Source organism: Photorhabdus caribbeanensis (genome assembly GCF_018448885.1).
GTDB lineage: Bacteria > Pseudomonadota > Gammaproteobacteria > Enterobacterales > Enterobacteriaceae > Photorhabdus > Photorhabdus caribbeanensis.
This window is the reverse complement of sequence record NZ_RCWB01000002.1, coordinates 184,719-202,373: the sequence shown is the minus strand read 5'-3', so window position 1 is coordinate 202,373 and position 17,655 is coordinate 184,719. Positions and strand designations below refer to the sequence as shown.

General features: G+C 42.0%; 18 protein-coding genes. 6 read left to right on the top strand and 12 right to left on the bottom strand.

Annotated features, from left to right (window positions below):
- Positions 1–43: 43 nt before the first annotated feature.
- The 6 genes from EAE90_RS02830 to EAE90_RS02805 form a co-directional block, all read right to left on the bottom strand.
- Positions 44–613 carry a fimbrial protein gene (locus EAE90_RS02830; protein WP_214052187.1) on the bottom strand — a complete coding sequence of 190 codons (570 nt, stop codon included), beginning with the start codon at positions 611–613 and terminating at the stop codon, positions 44–46.
- 162 nt (positions 614–775) lie between these two features.
- A complete protein-coding gene (locus EAE90_RS02825; protein WP_214052186.1) occupies positions 776–1,480 on the bottom strand; it encodes a fimbrial protein in 705 nt (234 codons plus the stop codon).
- A 61-nt stretch (positions 1,481–1,541) separates the two neighbouring features.
- Positions 1,542–2,162, bottom strand: a complete 621-nt coding sequence (locus tag EAE90_RS02820; RefSeq protein ID WP_246550261.1) for a fimbrial protein — start codon at positions 2,160–2,162, stop codon at positions 1,542–1,544.
- The gene (locus tag EAE90_RS02815) at positions 2,146–2,943 is read right to left on the bottom strand and encodes a fimbrial biogenesis chaperone (RefSeq protein ID WP_246550259.1); all 798 of its coding nucleotides are present in this window, start codon (positions 2,941–2,943) and stop codon (positions 2,146–2,148) included. Before EAE90_RS02815 ends, EAE90_RS02820 begins: the two co-directional genes overlap by 17 nt.
- Before the next feature lie 62 nt (positions 2,944–3,005).
- Positions 3,006–3,629, bottom strand: a complete 624-nt coding sequence (locus tag EAE90_RS02810) for a fimbrial protein (protein ID WP_214052185.1) — start codon at positions 3,627–3,629, stop codon at positions 3,006–3,008.
- A 426-nt stretch (positions 3,630–4,055) separates the two neighbouring features.
- The gene (locus EAE90_RS02805; RefSeq protein WP_036778403.1) at positions 4,056–4,622 is read right to left on the bottom strand and encodes a tyrosine-type DNA invertase; all 567 of its coding nucleotides are present in this window, start codon (positions 4,620–4,622) and stop codon (positions 4,056–4,058) included.
- A 440-nt stretch (positions 4,623–5,062) separates the two neighbouring features.
- Here EAE90_RS02805 and recG point away from each other — a divergent pair, with 440 nt between their 5' ends.
- The 3 genes from recG to EAE90_RS02790 all read left to right on the top strand — a co-directional run bounded on the left by recG (position 5,063) and on the right by EAE90_RS02790 (position 8,677).
- Positions 5,063–7,144, top strand: a complete 2,082-nt coding sequence (recG, locus tag EAE90_RS02800) for an ATP-dependent DNA helicase RecG (protein ID WP_214052184.1) — start codon at positions 5,063–5,065, stop codon at positions 7,142–7,144.
- Between the two features lie 902 nt (positions 7,145–8,046).
- Positions 8,047–8,325 carry a hypothetical protein gene (locus EAE90_RS02795; protein ID WP_214052183.1) on the top strand — a complete coding sequence of 93 codons (279 nt, stop codon included), beginning with the start codon at positions 8,047–8,049 and terminating at the stop codon, positions 8,323–8,325.
- Between the two features lie 91 nt (positions 8,326–8,416).
- Entirely contained in the window at positions 8,417–8,677 is a 261-nt protein-coding gene (locus EAE90_RS02790; protein ID WP_105397642.1) for a hypothetical protein, read from the top strand.
- 632 nt (positions 8,678–9,309) lie between these two features.
- Here EAE90_RS02790 and EAE90_RS02785 read toward each other — a convergent pair.
- On the bottom strand, positions 9,310–10,608 hold the full coding sequence (locus EAE90_RS02785; protein WP_214052182.1) for an RCC1 domain-containing protein: 1,299 nt from the start codon (positions 10,606–10,608) through the stop codon (positions 9,310–9,312).
- Between the two features lie 76 nt (positions 10,609–10,684).
- A complete protein-coding gene (locus tag EAE90_RS02780) occupies positions 10,685–11,899 on the bottom strand; it encodes an RCC1 domain-containing protein (protein WP_214052181.1) in 1,215 nt (404 codons plus the stop codon).
- A gap of 851 nt (positions 11,900–12,750) precedes the next feature.
- Here EAE90_RS02780 and EAE90_RS02775 point away from each other — a divergent pair.
- Both EAE90_RS02775 and EAE90_RS02770 read left to right on the top strand, forming a co-directional pair.
- Positions 12,751–13,020, top strand: a complete 270-nt coding sequence (locus EAE90_RS02775) for a type II toxin-antitoxin system Phd/YefM family antitoxin (protein WP_012776389.1) — start codon at positions 12,751–12,753, stop codon at positions 13,018–13,020.
- A gap of 2 nt (positions 13,021–13,022) precedes the next feature.
- On the top strand, positions 13,023–13,316 hold the full coding sequence (locus EAE90_RS02770; RefSeq protein ID WP_113025689.1) for a type II toxin-antitoxin system RelE/ParE family toxin: 294 nt from the start codon (positions 13,023–13,025) through the stop codon (positions 13,314–13,316).
- Between the two features lie 231 nt (positions 13,317–13,547).
- Here EAE90_RS02770 and EAE90_RS02765 read toward each other — a convergent pair whose 3' ends face one another.
- The 4 genes from EAE90_RS02765 to xreR2 all read right to left on the bottom strand — a co-directional run bounded on the left by EAE90_RS02765 (position 13,548) and on the right by xreR2 (position 16,384).
- Positions 13,548–14,291, bottom strand: coding sequence for a class I SAM-dependent DNA methyltransferase (locus tag EAE90_RS02765; RefSeq protein ID WP_214052180.1), 744 nt, complete (start codon positions 14,289–14,291; stop codon positions 13,548–13,550).
- A gap of 738 nt (positions 14,292–15,029) precedes the next feature.
- A complete protein-coding gene (locus EAE90_RS02760; protein ID WP_214052179.1) occupies positions 15,030–15,803 on the bottom strand; it encodes a Fic family protein in 774 nt (257 codons plus the stop codon).
- Between the two features lie 155 nt (positions 15,804–15,958).
- A complete protein-coding gene (locus EAE90_RS24610; protein WP_214052243.1) occupies positions 15,959–16,120 on the bottom strand; it encodes a TauD/TfdA family dioxygenase in 162 nt (53 codons plus the stop codon).
- Between the two features lie 54 nt (positions 16,121–16,174).
- Positions 16,175–16,384 (bottom strand): cell morphology transcriptional regulator XreR2, encoded by a 210-nt coding sequence (xreR2, locus tag EAE90_RS02750; protein ID WP_214052178.1) that lies wholly within the window; start codon positions 16,382–16,384, stop codon positions 16,175–16,177.
- A 229-nt stretch (positions 16,385–16,613) separates the two neighbouring features.
- On the opposite strand from xreR2, the gene EAE90_RS02745 reads away from it, so the two are divergent.
- On the top strand, positions 16,614–17,519 hold the full coding sequence (locus EAE90_RS02745) for a LysR substrate-binding domain-containing protein (protein WP_214052177.1): 906 nt from the start codon (positions 16,614–16,616) through the stop codon (positions 17,517–17,519).
- Positions 17,520–17,655: the final 136 nt, after the last annotated feature.

Sequence of the window (17,655 nt, the reverse complement as noted above, 5' to 3'; positions counted from 1 at the left end):
TCTCAGATACTCTTCCTCAACTACACCCGGCTGATAACGTTATCTACTTCAAGTGTTCATACGAAAACTCAAAATGTATCCTTACTTCCGCAGTTCCTCCGCATAACACACTGGTCTCGTTACTCCCGGTTTTACACGTTACTGGATTATTTTTGTCGCCAAAACCACCCACATAAGCCCGGAACGTCCTCGTTACTCCATCCCCTGCGGACGGTAACGGCACCTGAAACGGATCATTGATAGGCTGCGCCTTTACAAACGTCTGGTTGCCAAGGTCCCGTAACCTAATCCCCACGCCCTTGGTAGTACCACCATCCAAAGGCATAAACAGTTCGGAATCTTGTGTGACAAAATTACTACCCCATATGTACAACGCTGGCGATTGGCCTGGACTACAGTAACTAAGCTTAAATTCCAAGTCTAAGGCAGAGCGTTCCACATATTTGCTATTTCTGAGTTCACTAGCATAGACCTGAGGCATAGTACCGTTATAAATACCATCAGTATTGCCGCCGTACTTGCCGTTTACACTCAATGCACAGGTCGGACGCAACAGATTGCCTTTAATTGTGATCTCAATATTCTTACCATCCGCCTGAACCGACAAAGACACACAACCAATGATCCATCCAATCAGTATCATGATGAGTAACGAATATTTCGTTCTGCTGTGACATGTTATTAACTCACGATTTATAAGAGTGTTATTTTTCGCTTTCATCTAACTCTCTCCCCTCATTGGTCCCCATTTTTATCATCTGTGATCAACCGCATCTCAGGGATAAGAGTAGGTAAACGCGACTCGCGCAATTAATGAGCCAGGCCGAATAACCTTACTATCTTTTCCACGCGCAACCGCTACTGTTACCGGAAGCTGTGCACGACCATCATCAAAAAATAGCGAATCAAGGCGATTCTCATGATTATTTATTACCACATTATCCCAACCTATTTTTTTCTCTTTACCACCCCCTAAGTAAAAAATAAATCCCAACCCCTCAGAGGCGCTATCATCGGAACCAGAGACAGGATCACGAAATACTAAACCTTGTTCAGCGTCGATGGTGTTTCCTGACACAGTGATAACAGGTGCGTTCGGTGAAACATCCGGATCACCACAATTGGTTAATTCCAGATTAAATCTTCTGGGGTTTGATATATGCCCTGCCTGACTGAACTCCGCCGCTGGCAACGAACCGAAATTCAGCTCCGAACCATTGATATCACTACCACTGATCCCTACGTCACAAGGTTCAGGCACGACAGTTATGGCCAGATTTACGTCTATCCCACTCGAGCGCGTTGGCGGGACTGGCGGTTTTTTAGGATCTTCAGATTCAGCCATGACGCCGCCTGCCAAGAACAGCAAAACTAATATCCCCCAACAAAGCCGGAGCATCACCATACGCAACGTCGAGCAGCCGCCATTACTCAGAAAAGCTTGTTGGTCGCCCACTCTGTTTTTTTCTTGCCTTGTCACTTTGGTCCACCTTAAAACTCTCTCGTTTACAGCTATTCTGTTAATGAATCGCACTGCAAACTCAACGATAATCAAATGTAAAATTCACGTTGGCATAGATTTTTCCTGGCTTTTTGCAGACCATTATCGTCTCCCCTGCCGCCGGGGCGCATACCAGTGAAAACCTCACCGGCACAGAGGGAGTTTGAGCATTTATGACTGTGCCTTTATCCGCCAGATAAAATGGTTCACTATCCCTTATATTCGAGGACCATTCCGTTCCATTCAGCTTCTTCAAGCGCACCGTGACGCCCACTGCCTTTGAAACCGAATCTTCGCTGTTTTGACTACGAAATAGCGTCTTATCACTCGTACCAAAATGCTCTCCGGTAATGGTAATCGCAGGAGCAACCCTGTCTGCATCGATCACATCTGAGCAATTTCTCAGAGTGAGATTGGTTTCCCCGTAGGCGTTCCCTGATACCAAGCTGGCAAATTGCACTTTGCCCAAATCGATATTATTGTTATCCACAGCGATATCACACGTCCCGTAGGCAATGTCGGCCTTAAATGTGGCGATGGCAGAATTCGCTGCCCACAAGGGACCGGAAGAGAGCCACAGAACTCCTCCCATGCCGATGTAATTCAGGTACCCGCGTAGACGCTGAATCCTTGAGATACCGGCTTTACTGAATTTCACCATTGAAGTTCTCTCCACCGCCGAGATCGCTAATCACCGCCCATTCCACTTTCTTTTTGTTCTGATTATTTTGAGCGAGATAAACATGGCTACTGAAAGGCGCCAGCATTTGTGGATGACTTTCAGAAAACTTCACCGGTACGCCATCAACTTTGATCTGGGTAAAGCTGATGTGATAAGGCGAATTGTTGCTAACTTGAATGCCATCGGGAGCATGGGTAAAACGCAGGGCTTTGTATGCCTGCTCCGGCGTACCCACCAATCCTGTTGGCCGATAAAATAGTTTGATGGTATTGCCGATGGCATAAGTTATCCCGCCGCCAATCTTGGCGCTTTCAAAGCGCTGACCCGGCGGATTATTACTACCGGGAATGGCGGAGGCATTAAAATAAAAGACGCTTTCTCTGTCAGTCGGCAACTTACTGGTATCGCCTAAGATGCGCAGGACATTGGTTCCTTTAGGGTCCAAACGGAATAAAGGAGGCGTGACGTAAAAGGGTGCTTTACCCTTGCCATCGACGGTGCGAGTAATCTTAGTTGTCACCAAATAAGGGATATTGGTTGTTGTATTGCGCACCGATACCGTTGTTTCAGCTTTATCCTGTAAGAAAATAATACGTGTAGCATCGATGCCAAACCCGCCTTCGGCCTGACTTTGTGACGCGAACAAAAATGCGCCCAATACAAGGCTTTTTACTATGATGTTAGGAAGTCGGAGTTTATGGTTCATCTTTTCTTTCTCACTATTTTGGCTCTGCCCGCCAGTAACTACCAGAGGCATCATCAATCATCTAGAATTTTTCACCAAAGAAGCCCGAGGAGGTTCTCCTCAGGCTGAAACAAACATTAGTTATATGCATAGGAGAAGGTGATCGGTGCTTCAATATGCTGATTTGATTCTGGCTTAAGGATTGTTGATGCCATATACGCAGTGAATGTTATGGATTGACCATTGAACTCTGCGCCCGTAGACCCCGTAGCTCCCAGAGGGACATTGCTATTGTTTGAAACAACTACTTCACTCTTTTTATCAGTGCCACCCTTATAAGTTAGTATTGCGCCTACATTCTTACCATCTCCACTGTTATTAAAGATGACGTTATTCGATCCGCCCAACACTGGTCCTGTCACATGCAATTGAACTTTGTCTGCCACGGTATTCTTGTCATCACAGTTACTAAGAGTGATAGTAATTGGTCTAGAAGCATCCTTAGCATAAGATGCGATGCCTTTTTGATCCGTAAAAGTGCTAGTTCCAAATGCGGTTGTCGAAGCATTCCCCAAATCCACTTTCGCGTTTGCATTAGGGCTGGTTACATCACACGTCGCAGCCACAACGTTACCTGTAATCGTTACCTGGGTATTCTTCCCCACATGTCCCGCCTCAGTCGCCTCACCTGCTGCCAAAGCAGCCGAAGCAACCCCCATAACCAGCGCTGCCACCGCGCTTATCTTTAATATCTTTTTCATTTCATTAATCTCTTTTAACTACCTAACTAAAGTCCGATTCAAGCTCGCGCATCACGTTTTGATAAACAGAGGCATCTAGCTGTACAAATATTTGTCAATTAGGACCATTTTGACTATCGAAACATAGCTATTTTTCTGTATAAAAACAGCACCATACAGAGTTAATATGCGATTATTTCGCAAATTTTAAGGATATCATCTTTACCTATACTAAAATTAAAAGCAAAAATTTTGCTAAAGTGACAACAAAAGGGCAATGTTTTTGCATGTTGTAATAAAAAGAGTGGATTATTGGAATGTTTCTGTGGTAGGATTATTGAGTTTTACAAATATATACAAATCTATCTCTTTTTTTATTAGAAAACTTTTAGTACAATTTCTAGGCGATCGTGTTTCGATAGTCAAAATGGTCCTAACTGTCGTACCTTAACGCCTACCTTTTACACCCCAAACTCCTTGAAAACGTTCAACATTACTCGCGGTATAACGTACCGTATGGCGAATGTTTTTATGTCCAAGATAGTCTTGTATTAGCCGGGTATCGATTCCTCGATCTGCAAGGGCAAAACCGCAGGCATGACGCAACATATGTGGATGAGGCTCTACCGCGATATTCGCCCGTTGCCCTAACTGGTTGATAATCTGATAGATGCGCTGGCGAGTCAGTGGTTTCCCACAACGCGATAGAAATAACCAATCACTATCAGCGCCCTGAAAAGTTTTGCGCACTTTAAGCCATGCCTTAATCGCCTTAACTTCACGCTGCAAAAGGGGATGATTAGTACAAAACCCACCTTTTAATCGCCTGATATATAGGCATTTTTCTTTTAACTCCATGTCAGATAACCGTAAATGCCTGGCTTCGCTAACACGAAAACCGTGGATATAGCTCATATAAACCAGACAGTAATTCCGTTCTGGATTAGGCCCCACTTTCGCCATTTCCAACATGCTTTCTACTTCTGATTGAGTCAGATATTTTCTTTGGCCCATGATTATTTCTCCAAAATATATTGATAGCACAACCCGGCGATATCCCGCTTAGAACAGATATAAGCTAGGATAAAATAGACACCGCTACCCAAAACGATGGCCTATTGTTCACCGAGGCTACAAGAGGTTATACAGATATGGGGCAAAATTTAAACACCTTTTTTGATTATTTTTTCACCTCGCAAGCACGTTAGTTTACATTTGACTGACAGGGCAGATTATTCAAAACAGGCTACAAGAACCTGTCGTTACAAATCGCCTTTTTCGTTATCGCGGCTTACTCTTAAAGTATTGATATGGTTTTCAATCAGTTACCGAGGAAAATATTCCATTGATTACGTTAAACTCGTCTGTATTATTATGGATGGTAAACAGGCTCAGGCCGTGACCTGCGAAACCTGATGGACTGCCATGCAATTAATGGAGATAAAAGAAACCTTATGAGAGGCCCATTGCTTGATGCCATCCCTCTGACTTCCCTGCGTGGCGTCGGGGCAAGTCAGGCCGCCAAATTAGCAAAAATAGGGCTGGTTAATTTGCAGGATCTTCTGCTGCATTTCCCTCTGCGTTATGAAGACCAGACACGCCTTTATACTATTAATGATCTTTTACCGGGTATTTCCGCCACAGTCACAGGTGAAATCCTGCGTACCGATGTTACTGTTAGCCGTCGCCGAACCCTGATCTGCAAAATTAGCGATGGCACCGGCGTGCTCACACTGCGCTTTTTTAACTTTTCGGCGGCAATGAGAAACAATCTGGCGAAAGGGAAACAGGTTGTTGTCTACGGTGAAATCAGAAGAGGCAGTCAGGGTGCCGAAATGATTCATCCTGAGTATAAGATTCAAAATCATACTGGAAATGTACAGCTTCAAGAGACATTAACACCGATTTACCCGACAACAGAAGGTGTTCGTCAGGCGACGCTGCGTAATCTCATTGATCAAGCACTGAAATTGTTGGATACCTGTACAATCAATGAACTTTTACCGGAAGAGCTTAGCCGCTCCATGATTAGTCTGCCGCAAGCACTGCATACCTTGCACCGCCCAACACCAGATATTGCGCTGGCGGATCTGGAAACCGGCAGGCACCCAGCTTATCGCCGTCTGGTTCTGGAAGAACTTTTAGCTCACCATTTGAGTATGTTAGCCGTCAGAGCTGGCGTACAACGCTATCACGCTCAATCATTGCCGACTGAGGACAAGTTAAAACCGCAATTCCTTAATCGCCTGCCATTTTCTCCAACTCATGCGCAACAACGGGTTGTCTCGGAAATTGAACAGGATCTGGCAAAAGATGTTCCCATGATGCGACTGATTCAGGGCGATGTAGGTTCAGGAAAAACGCTGGTTGCCGCATTGGCTGCGTTGCGTGCCATTGCGCATGGTAAACAGGTCGCCTTGATGGCGCCGACTGAACTACTGGCAGAACAACACGCTAATACCTTTCGGCAATGGCTGGAACCGTTGGGTATCCAAGTCGGCTGGCTGGCAGGTAAGCAAAAGGGGAAAGCGCGTCAGAAGCAACAAGAAGCCATTGCCAACGGCCAAGTCGCCATGATTGTCGGTACGCATGCCATGTTTCAGGAACAAGTGAAGTTTTCCGGTCTGGCGCTGGTGATTATTGATGAGCAACATCGGTTTGGTGTGCATCAACGTCTGGCTTTATGGGAAAAAGGACGTGAACAGGGTTTTCATCCTCACCAATTGATTATGACGGCCACCCCAATTCCCCGTACCTTAGCCATGACCGCTTATGCGGATCTCGATACTTCTATTATTGATGAACTGCCGCCGGGGAGAACGCCGGTGACGACCGTTGCGATCCCGGATACACGCCGTGAAGAGATTATCAAACGGATCAGAAACGCCTGCCTTGATGAAAATAGACAAGTCTATTGGGTCTGTACGCTGATTGAAGATTCCGATGTGTTGGAAGCTCAAGCTGCGCAAGCCACCAGTGAAGAACTCACCCTTGCTTTACCGGAACTGAAAGTCGGGCTGGTGCATGGCCGCATGAAAGCCGCAGAAAAGCAGGCAGTGATGGAGGCTTTCAAGCGTGGCGAACTACAGCTTCTGGTTGCAACAACGGTTATTGAAGTGGGCGTGGATGTGCCGAATGCCAGTTTGATGGTTATTGATAACCCGGAACGGCTCGGCTTGGCGCAACTTCATCAATTACGCGGACGAGTTGGCCGTGGGGCTATCGCTTCTCATTGTGTTCTACTTTACAAAACGCCGCTGAGCAGTACCGCCAGAATTCGCCTGCAAGTGCTTAGAGACAGTAACGATGGTTTTGTTATCGCACAAAAAGATCTGGAAATTCGCGGCCCCGGGGAGTTATTAGGAACACGCCAAACTGGGAATGCGGAATTTAAGGTAGCTGATTTACTAAGAGATCAGGGAATGTTGCCGGAAGTTCAGCGTATTGCCCGACATCTCCACCAGCATTATCCTGAACATGCCCGTGCCTTGATTGAACGCTGGCTACCAGAACGGGTACATTATGGTAATGCGTGATTGAGAACATACCCGTCATCTTTCAAGTTGCCTCTTTGTTGGCTGCACTCACTCACCCCGGTAACAGAGTTCTCTATGCTCCCGGGGATTCGCTCCCTTGCCGTCGCGATGTATCTTGAAATCCATAGGGTATATACCGAATGAACTTCAAGATGCTTGAGCCGTCAGACATAAAAACATTTAAATTCAACAACATAATCGTTTTTCAAACATGCACTTTGAAGTATCTTGAGTATATATCAGAGCAGTTTTTTTGTTTTTCAACGCTGCCAAAAATATGGATACTTGGTTTTATCCAATAATTAAGATGCTCTGCTATAGAGCTTTCTTTTAATTATTCTATTAAATTGATAATGTATTATTGCCAAAGGAATGGAAAATAGAAATACAATTATTCCTAAATTAGCACCAGCGTTAAAATATATCTCCATAAAATATAAATGGTTTTTTATTATTTTCTTAAAAAAATCGAATCTAATACCTCGGATTAATTGATACAACGTGTCACTATCCGAAGTCTTTTATCAGCTAATTGGGCTGACAGGCTGTTCCGTCATTTTTCATCAAATTAAGTTGATGATGTGTACGTTATCTGCGCAACGTTATGTTCAAAGGTTAAAACAGAAATAGATGTAAACCTATGATATGAATTCAAGAGTAATTATTATATTTACATCAATGTAATATTGAGTTACTAAGTTTAAATAGTAAATGTTTCTATTAATTCAATGAATGTAATTTTAAATATTTTCTTCTCGAAGTATAAAACCTTGATGGAGGTCACACAAATAATAGTTTTGTTGGTCTTTTTTATCCTATACTTATATTTCATTATGGTACATATTAGGATGTTTTTAAATTAGAGCTAAATAAATCTACGTTGATATAATGGAGAAGTTAATATGATTTATGTCAAAAATCTTTCAGATAATGTGGTTAAAGTCGCAATTAGTAAATGGAGTAGTGAAGAAGGTAATGACGAATATATTGAAATTAATCCAGAAGAAGTAGTTCAATGGGATAGATCAGATAAGCGCGGTTTTTTAATGTCAGTAGTACGCGAAGATAATATTCCAGAGTTGTATTCAATAAAATCAGATGGCTACTTAATTATTAATAATAACAATATTAAAAATAACGGAGAAGAGATAAATTATTTATATTCGATACAATCTAACTAAAAAATTTTATTATTTATCTAGTTTTCTTAATTTACGTTCATATGCCATTGAATTAAATGATAATATTCATTATTGATATAGTGGAGGATTTATGATTTATGTTAAAAATCTCTCAACTGAACCGGTTAAAGTTTCGGTTAATAAATGTGGAGAGGAAGGTAGAGAGGAATATTTAGCTCTTGATTGTGAAGATGTCAAAGTGTGGGATCTCTCCGATACACATGGTTTTATATTGTCAGTCATACAGAGAGGTATTGAAAAATCATACCCTGCTTCTAATAACAGTTTTATTATTATTTTTGATGATTATGTACAAGATAGCGGCACCAATATATCTCCTCAAAAGAAATAAATGAGAACTTGTCATCCGATTTAATTGAGTGTTAGACAAAATTAAATCACCATAATCAGGAATGGAATCTCCATTCCTGAACTATTTATATTCAACGGTTTGCTACTTTCTCCCCTAATGCTTGTTTTTCTGCTTGATTGATAAAGATATCTCCAGCCTCTTTATAATTAATCAGTTGTTTTATCAACTTCCTCTGCCAGCATTTCCAGACCAGGTGCTTAGTCCCAATATTTGATAAATAAGATAATAGAAAAAATTATCGCCTGATACCTGTAGGTTAATATTAAATTGTTTTTTGGTGGTTGGTTTTAGATTATTTTTATCGATAATGAGTAAAATTTAAAATTATGAGACTTGAACAGAATAATTTAATAAAGATGTACATCTTTATGGCTATTCTTATTAATACGTGAACATGTAACTTAATTTACTAAGTATTGACCGTAAAGCAAAGAATAAAAATCACCAAGAGAGGTGCGTAATATATTTTCTGTTTATAAAAAAGTGAGTTAGTTTGGTAATAACAAGATGGGAAAACTAATATTTCAAATTGAATAAACGATAGGCTGAACCGAGGTATTACGGCTCAACCTTGGTTTTAGGTTTTTTTAGTGATTTATAATGACAATGGATTAATCATCATATTCACTGTGTACTGTATTATCGTTACCAACATCCCAGGCTAATCTTTCTCCATTCGCCCGCAGGATTGAGAATGAACCTCCCGATGCGCTCAGGCTGACGATATCTTGTAATCGGGCTATTCCGGGGGGGATCTGGGCATTCAAGCTTCTTCTCCCCCAAGCAACTACGCTACCGTTGGCTCGTAAGGCTGCGAAAGCAAAAGACGTTGCACTCAGGCTGACAATATCCTTTAATTTGGCGATTTCGTATGGAACTCTGATACCACCACCGACATTGTCCCCCCAGGAAACTACGCTGCGGTCTGCCCGTAGGGCAGCAAAGGCATAAGTTGCTGCTTTCAGACTGACGATATCCTTTAATGCGGCAATTTGGAGTGGGAGTATATCGCCCCAACGTTTGTCCCCCCAGATAACTACACTGCGGTCCGCCCGTAGGGCAGCGAAAGAAAAATTTGATGCACTTATGCTGACAATATCCCGTAATTTGGCAATTTCTGGTGGGACTTGGCCGCCTGAGCCTTCATATCCCCAAGCGACCACGCTACCGTTCGCCCGCAGGGCCGCGAAAGCATTATCTGTTGAACTCAGGCTGACAATATCCTGCCATCCTGCAATTTCAGGGGGCATAGGATGGCTACCCCATGTGACCAAGCGGAAGTTTGCTCGCCGGGCGATGAAAGTATTACCTACTGAACTCAGACTGATAATATCCTGTAATCGGGCAATTTCAGGTGGGACTTGGCTGGCACCATAATAGTCCTTATTTCCCCAAGCAACCACGCTACCATCTGCCCGCAAGGCGGCGAAAGCAGAATATGTTGAACTTATACTGACAATATCCTGTAATTTAGCGATGTCTGGCGGGACTTGGCCGCCATAGCCTATATCTCCCCAAGCGACTACACTACGGTTTGCCCGCAGGGCAGCGAAAGCATAAAATGTTGCACTTAGGCTAACGATATCCTGTAATTGGGCAATGTCGTACGGGACTCGGCCGCCATATTCCCCATCGTTCGAATTATCTCCCATCCAAGCAACCACGCTACGGTTTGCTCTCAGAGCTGCGAATGCAGAACGTGTTGAACTCAGGTTAACAATATCCCGTAATTGGGCAATTTCTGGCGGTACACGGCGTTCCCCCCAGGCGATCACACTGCCATTTTGTAATAACATAGCAGTTGAGCCACCAGTAGAAGCAATGGAGATCTTGTTGTCAGAGTTACTATATATTTCAACCCCAGATTGCTGGTATAGGTTATTTGGTGAGAAGTCGTTATTTTGGTTCATATTATTCTCCTAATAAGGTTATATCGGACTTACCTTACTCACAGGGAGTCTGTACCGTAAAACTTTGCTCAATGGATTAATTGTCATATTCATTATGCAATTTATTATCATCAGCCGAACCCCAACCGACTCTCCGACCATCGGCTCTTAATACTGTGAATGAGTTTCTTGACGCACTTAGGCTAACAATATCTTGTAATCGAGCTATCCCGGCTGGGACTTGATTGCCTTGATTACCGTGATCATAGTCTGAATAATTGCCATATCCCCAAGCAACTACGCTACCATCCGTCCGTAGAGCTGCAAATGCGGTTTCTGTTGCACTTATACTGACAATATCCTGCAATGCGGCAATTTCTGGTGGGGTTTTAATATCACTACCTCCCCAGACGACTACACTACGGTTTGCCCGCAGGGCCGCGAAAGCGCTCGATGTTGTACACAGACTGACGATATCCTGTAATTGGGCAATTTCCGGCGGAATACTGCCACCCGAAGATGGATTACCCCAAGCGACGACACTGTGATTTGCCCGTAGGGCTGCAAAAGCAAAATTTGTGGCGCTTAGACTGACAATATCCCGCAATTTAGCAACTTCTCGTGGGATTTGAGTACCTGAGTTCTTGAACCCCCAGACGACGACACTGCGGTTCGACCGTAGAGCTGCAAAAGCAGAAACTATTGCACTGATACTGACAATATCCTGCAACTCAGCTATTTCTGGCGGAACTTGACCGCCCCAATCTTTAATTCCCCAAGCGACCACGCTGCGATTTGCCCGCAGGGCGGCAAATGCGTTTATTGTTGAACTCAGGCTGGTAATATCCTGCAATTGGGCAATTTCATCAGGTATTTTACCACCATGAAATTCATCTCCCCAGGCAACTATGCTACCGTTTGCCCGAAGGGCCACGAAAGCAGAGCTTGTTGCTTTCAGGCTGACAATATCCGTCAATTGGGCAATTTCATCAGGTATCTGGCCTCCGTTACCTTCATTTTCGTTTCCCCAGGCAACTACACTACGGTTTTTCCGCAGAGCAGCGAAAGCGTCATCGGTTGCACTTAGACTAACGATATCCTGCAATTCGGCAATATCGGGCGGGATTTGACTACCAGGGTCATTTCCCCAAGCTATCACTCTGCCACTTGGCAATAACATGGCGGTTGCCCCTCTGGTAGAGGCAATAGAAGTATTATTATCAGAATGACTACTCCTGTCCGGTTGCCAGTATTGCTTGATAGGATTACCTTCGGCATCCATGTTTGGTGAGGACTCATTATTTTGATTCATATTATTCTCCTAATGATGGTGATATCGGATTAACCTTTTTACCCACAGGGGAATCTATGCCATAAAACCTATCCCTTGCGGGTTAAGCTGAATTTCTACTGCAATTTAGTACTAACTATTCTTTGATGAAGAAGATAATAGAAAAAAATTATCGACTGACAATTATAGGTTAATACTAAATTGATTTTTTGGTAGTTGGTTTTAGATTATTTTTTATCGATAAAGCGTAAAAATTAAAATTATGAGACTTGGGCAACAGAATTTAGGGGGGATGTACATCCTTATTGCTACTTTTATTAATACGCATACATGTAACTTAATCTACTAAGTCTTATCTGTAAAGCAAAGAACAAAAATCACCAAGAGGGGCGAAATATATTTTCTATTTATAAAGAAATGAGTTACTTTGTTTCTTTAGGATTTACATTAAAAACTATTTCGTAGAGCACGGGAATAATAAAATTTCAAGTAAATACTCGATAGTTGAATTATTATATTTTTCTCAGTCATTGGTTAATGGTCTGCAATAACAAAATAACACTTAATAAATTAACTAATCATATTCACTATATTCTTTAAGTCCTGAATGACGAAGTTTCTCGGAAACTAATTGATGATCATTGCGGAACCAAATGGCGCGGGTAAATTGACGCTCATTTATGTTGTTGAGACACTCCTCATCAGTAAAGGCAAAAATGAAATATCAGCATGCCTTGTTGCGTGAGAGAGTCCGACAAACCGTTGGTGCCCAAAAGTCATCTTGGTTGGCGGTTAGCTATTTTGATTACTGGTAGCTCCATGCATCTTTAGCTATAATAGCTATTCGAGCCATTTTAGACGGTAGGTGATGTATGGAAATTATTCCCGCACAACTAGCTAAGAACCAGTTTGGTGATCTGCTTATGAAAGTTCAGCGTGAACCTGTAGAAATTAGTAAGCATGGTAAGCGTGTAGCCGTGGTTATCTCTCCTGAAGAGTATGATCAGTTCGCACAGCTCAAGTTACAGAATTTAAAAGCCGTTCTGGCTGAATCTATTGCACAAGCTGATCGTGGCGAATTGCATAGTATTGATGATGTATTTGCACCGTTGACGGTTGATGAACTTGAGGGTAAGGCTTAAGGATGAGTGTCCGGTTTACAAAGAAAGCCAGAGAGCATATTCGTGCAATCAAACTCTATTCTATGCGCCGATGGGGGGAGAATGTCGCGGAAGCTTATTCAACTTCGTTACGTGTGACTATGACGGAAATTCTTGATCGTCATCCATCCCCCGGTCGTGATCGCAGTGAGGATCTTTATTTTGGTGTGCTGAGTTTCCCCGTAGAGAGCCACATTATTTACTACCGGGAAGTTCCGACTGGTATTGAAGTGTTGGCGGTGTTGCATCAGACGCAAGATCCACATAACCATCTATAAATGAAGAGATAAAACGTGGGACGCTTTATTTAATCAGCAATAAAATAAGCAGCTAAACTTTTTTATCAGATGCTTGAGTGAGTTACCCGAGCGCCGTTTTTCTCAGAAACCTGAATCCCGGCTGGAGGTCAGGAAGAGTTGTTTTGCAGAACGAGGGAAATTCAAAAAAATCCCTCGATCTTCATCGGGGGATTTGTATAGGAAAGACAACAGATCTCGGAGATTATTTTGTTAAAACTGACAAACAAGAGCGGTATCAAGGCAATTTCGTTGATAATCATCCCAAAAACCTGGGGGATGAGCCTCAATATCGCTTTCTAACAGCATGGGTTTTTGCCATTTAAATTGTTTGAACCCTGCCTTTTGGATCGCTGCTTGATATTGTTCACGACTCCAACGATACATAGTGAAAGGGCTGGGTGGTGTGGTAAGAAATTCAGCTTTCACGAGAGTGGTGTCTTTCACCGGCTCTTCACTCAAAACTTTTATACAATAATTCTCATAATTCCCTTTCTCTAATCGATAATCAGGTTCAAAGGTATACGCAATTAATTTACCGGAAGGCTTGAGATGAGCGGCAATGACACGGAACATAGTTTCAAGGTCTTCAAGAGATTCTGCATGGCAAAATAACCAGGCTGCATTAACTATGTCAAATTTGCCAAATGACTCCGACTCCATCTTGCAGACATTTCTTACGTGAAATTCGATATCGTCACCGTATTGTTGTGATTTGCTTTTCGCAATCGCTATCATGTTTTCTGATATATCGACTCCAATGACTTTCGACGCGCCACGATTTCTGTATTCTCGACTAAAGAGGCCATATCCACAGGCTAAATCCAACACTGATTTCCCGTGTATATCTCCTGCCAGATTGAAGATAGTTCTGATTTCTACTTTGATATGGTCAGTAGCATCTGAAAAGCTCTCGTAAAGATGTGCAATAGGGCCATATAAAGTGTTATCTTTCATGTTGTTATCCTTAGCTAAAGGCCAAAATACTTTATTTATCGAAGAAATATATTATTGAGTAAGAATTAATAATTACTGAAAGTTTTTCTCTTGTTATAAATAAGATTCCAAAATAGCTCTACGTTTATATCATTCATAATTCCATGTATAACAATAGGTTAGTAAATTCGCGCGTAGAAGAATTATGAAACGTTATTTATATTAATGCGTTAGCGATGAATTAGATATAATTTTTTAATGCTGGTTGATTTTTGGATAAATATGAGGAAATAAGAGATAAATATAAAACACCTATGATATGTTTTGTGGAAACTATTATTCTTATCATATATAGGATCTTAAGAATTAAGTCTTTCAAAACACGCTTTAGGGGGTGGAGACATATTTTTCTATCCATTGCGTCATGGCAAATCTCGCCAATATTTCGACGAATTCGACAAAGGCGGTTTTACGTAGAAAATATCGTTGCGCGACACTCGACATGCGTTATAACGCCTCTCGTAACGCAATAGGGCGCAAACAATAATTGAAAGTTGGAAACATAAAGGGTTACGGAAGTATTATGGGAAGGGAACCACAGCGGGAATTGTTGCGCACCACGCTAACAGACTAGACCTACTGTTAAACGCCCCTGAGAAAGTTGGCTTTAGCCGTTGATTACCTGAACTCATACATGATGATAATGTATGATTGAAAACATATCGGGACGAATCCCAAACAGTCCAAGTGCAGTGATCGCTAATTTCGTGTATTCGCCGCTCGAATTTGCTCTGCATCCGGGTGACAATCCACTAGGAACGCCATCATTTCAGTGGCATCTTTGCTCCGGTAGAAGCAGACCATCTTTTCGTTGAACTCATGTATTTTCGCCGCAGGCACGCTGATGGCGTCTATACCGTTTGACATCAAAATACAGTTCATCATGAAACGGGAAGTACGTTTATTACCGTCAAAAAAGAATTTCTGTAACGCACCAAAAAGGAAGAATGTAATCCCCTTTTCGAAAGGCTGACACTCATCTAGTGAAGCAATACCTTCTTGAAAAATGCGGTTCAATTCTGACGCGCCTGATACGGTAGGTAACGGAATATGCCGACCATATTCACCTAATCCGACATCTGGAGTGTAGTTTATCTCTCGACCTTCCCCGCGAAATGTTCCCCATTCCAAGGCTTCATTGCGAGCAACTATACTATGAAGTTCAGTAAACATAGCCTTGGTCAACTCAAATTGATTATTCTTCACCAGAGATAACAGGCGTTTGGAACTTTCCGCGAGATTCAGTACTTGCTCCTGATCAGAAACTTTTCTACCACCGACAGTGACACCATCCAATAATGTCTTCACTTCTGGGAAAGTAAAAGGATTGCTTTCAAGCACGCTGGCATCCCAAACAAACTCCGGTAGCATCCGGTGAAAACGAAAGCATACCTGCTCAATAGAATGAATCGGAACAATAAGAGGAACTAAAGATCTGTCCCAACAAAATCCCAACGTGTTGAAAAGCTTCATCGTTGCCAAACTCTAATTCACAATCTTGAATGTAAAAAACTCTAAAGCGGATTCACTTCAGAGACAACACGATAAAATACACTATTCGAAGGGAGTAATCACAGATTAAACAAGTACCTGTGTTAATTCGGTAAACCCAGATACTCGTTAACAACTTACACTTTTATCCAAATTCTCATTAAGTGTCGTTGATGATCTATAAAACTACTGCGATAGTGTAACAATTCATGGTTATTCACAAAGATCGCGCTGTCTTCCTCAAGCTGCATTTCTATATGGTTCTCAGGTTTATCAACATGCCTTAAGAATTCACAAATAACCTCTGGTCTCCATTCTTAACAATGAATTACTCCATTGGAATTTACAACCACTTATTCTACGTACCTTGAAGGCCATATCTCGGTGGGATCACACTCTAAAGCAGCAGCAATAAGTTTCTGACCTTTAGGCCAGCGGCGTTGCAAGGTATTAGCAAGAGTAGATGATGCTAATCCAGCCTCTCTTGAAACTGCCGCTAATGATGTTCCCCGTTTCTTCAATGCTGAGATGATGTCCGCTGGATGCCAATCTTGATCTTTCACTTTAATACTCCTTATTACAAATAATTTTAATATGAAGAGATAAGTCAAAGTAATTACACAGTTTATTGAATAAAATGAAATCAATGATGGGAACAATCTATATGAGATCATTTAAAATCGGAAAGTCTAATATTCAATCACGGTGATAGCCAAAACGTAAGAATAAGGGTGAAACCCCGAGAAAAAGATAAATTTACTCTCAAGCCAGAATAATCAAAGGAGTTAGGCGTTGGAACTTAAGCAATTACGTTATTTTGTCGCCGTAGCGGAAACTTTGAATTTTCGACGTGCAGCGGAACGCTTGCATATCACACAACCCCCTCTCAGCCAAAGTATTAAATCCCTTGAATCGTCTTTGAATGTGAAACTTTTTCATCGCAATACTCACGGTGTCCAATTAACCAAAGCAGGTGAAGTTTTTTTAGATGAAGCTCTGGATGTTTTGGCCGCCGCCCAACGTAGTATCAATAGAGCCAAACAAGCAAAAGTTGGGGAAATTGGTGTCTTACGCATCGGATATTCTGCCAGTTCAATCTTTTCATCTGCTTTAACTTCTGCTTTATCTGTTTTGCTGAAGGAACGTCCCAAGCTTGAATTACAGCTCTGCGAAGGTAATGCATTTACGCATTTGACCGCTTTACGCTCAAGGAATCTTGATGCAGCAATACTTAGAGCTGATTTAAGTAATGAATCGGTTAAAGGGTTAAGGACTCTTTATTTAGGAATGGAACCACTTTATGTGCTACTACCTGAGGGGCACTTTCTAGCCTCTGCAAAAGGAATTAAACTTCATGAACTACAAGGAGAACGATTGCTTTTACAACCAGCCAGTCACAGGACTTTTTTACGGCGCCAAATAGAGTCATTATCAGAAAAGACGGGCTTTTCACTGTCACATTTTCTCGAAGTGCCCAATATTGCCAATATGATTTGCTTTGTTTCCGCTAACCTTGGTGTAGCAATCCTACCTGCCAGTGTAGCGAAAATTGCCCACGGTTTGGTAGGGATTCCTCTTCTGGAAACAGAAGCGACACAATCCTTAATGCTCGTTAGTGTACAGGGAAATTCTTTGGCAGAACATTTGGATAAGATATTCCAAAAATTGACGATAAATTCAGAAAAACAACCAAAATAAAGTTAGGTATTCTGCAAAAATATTTCCCCTACTACCGTCATAGTTATCGCCTCAATTACATTAGTAACAAAATTGAACAGTAGTGGAAAATTTAAATTATGCATTACAGCAGAACACAATAACAATACTGCACCAA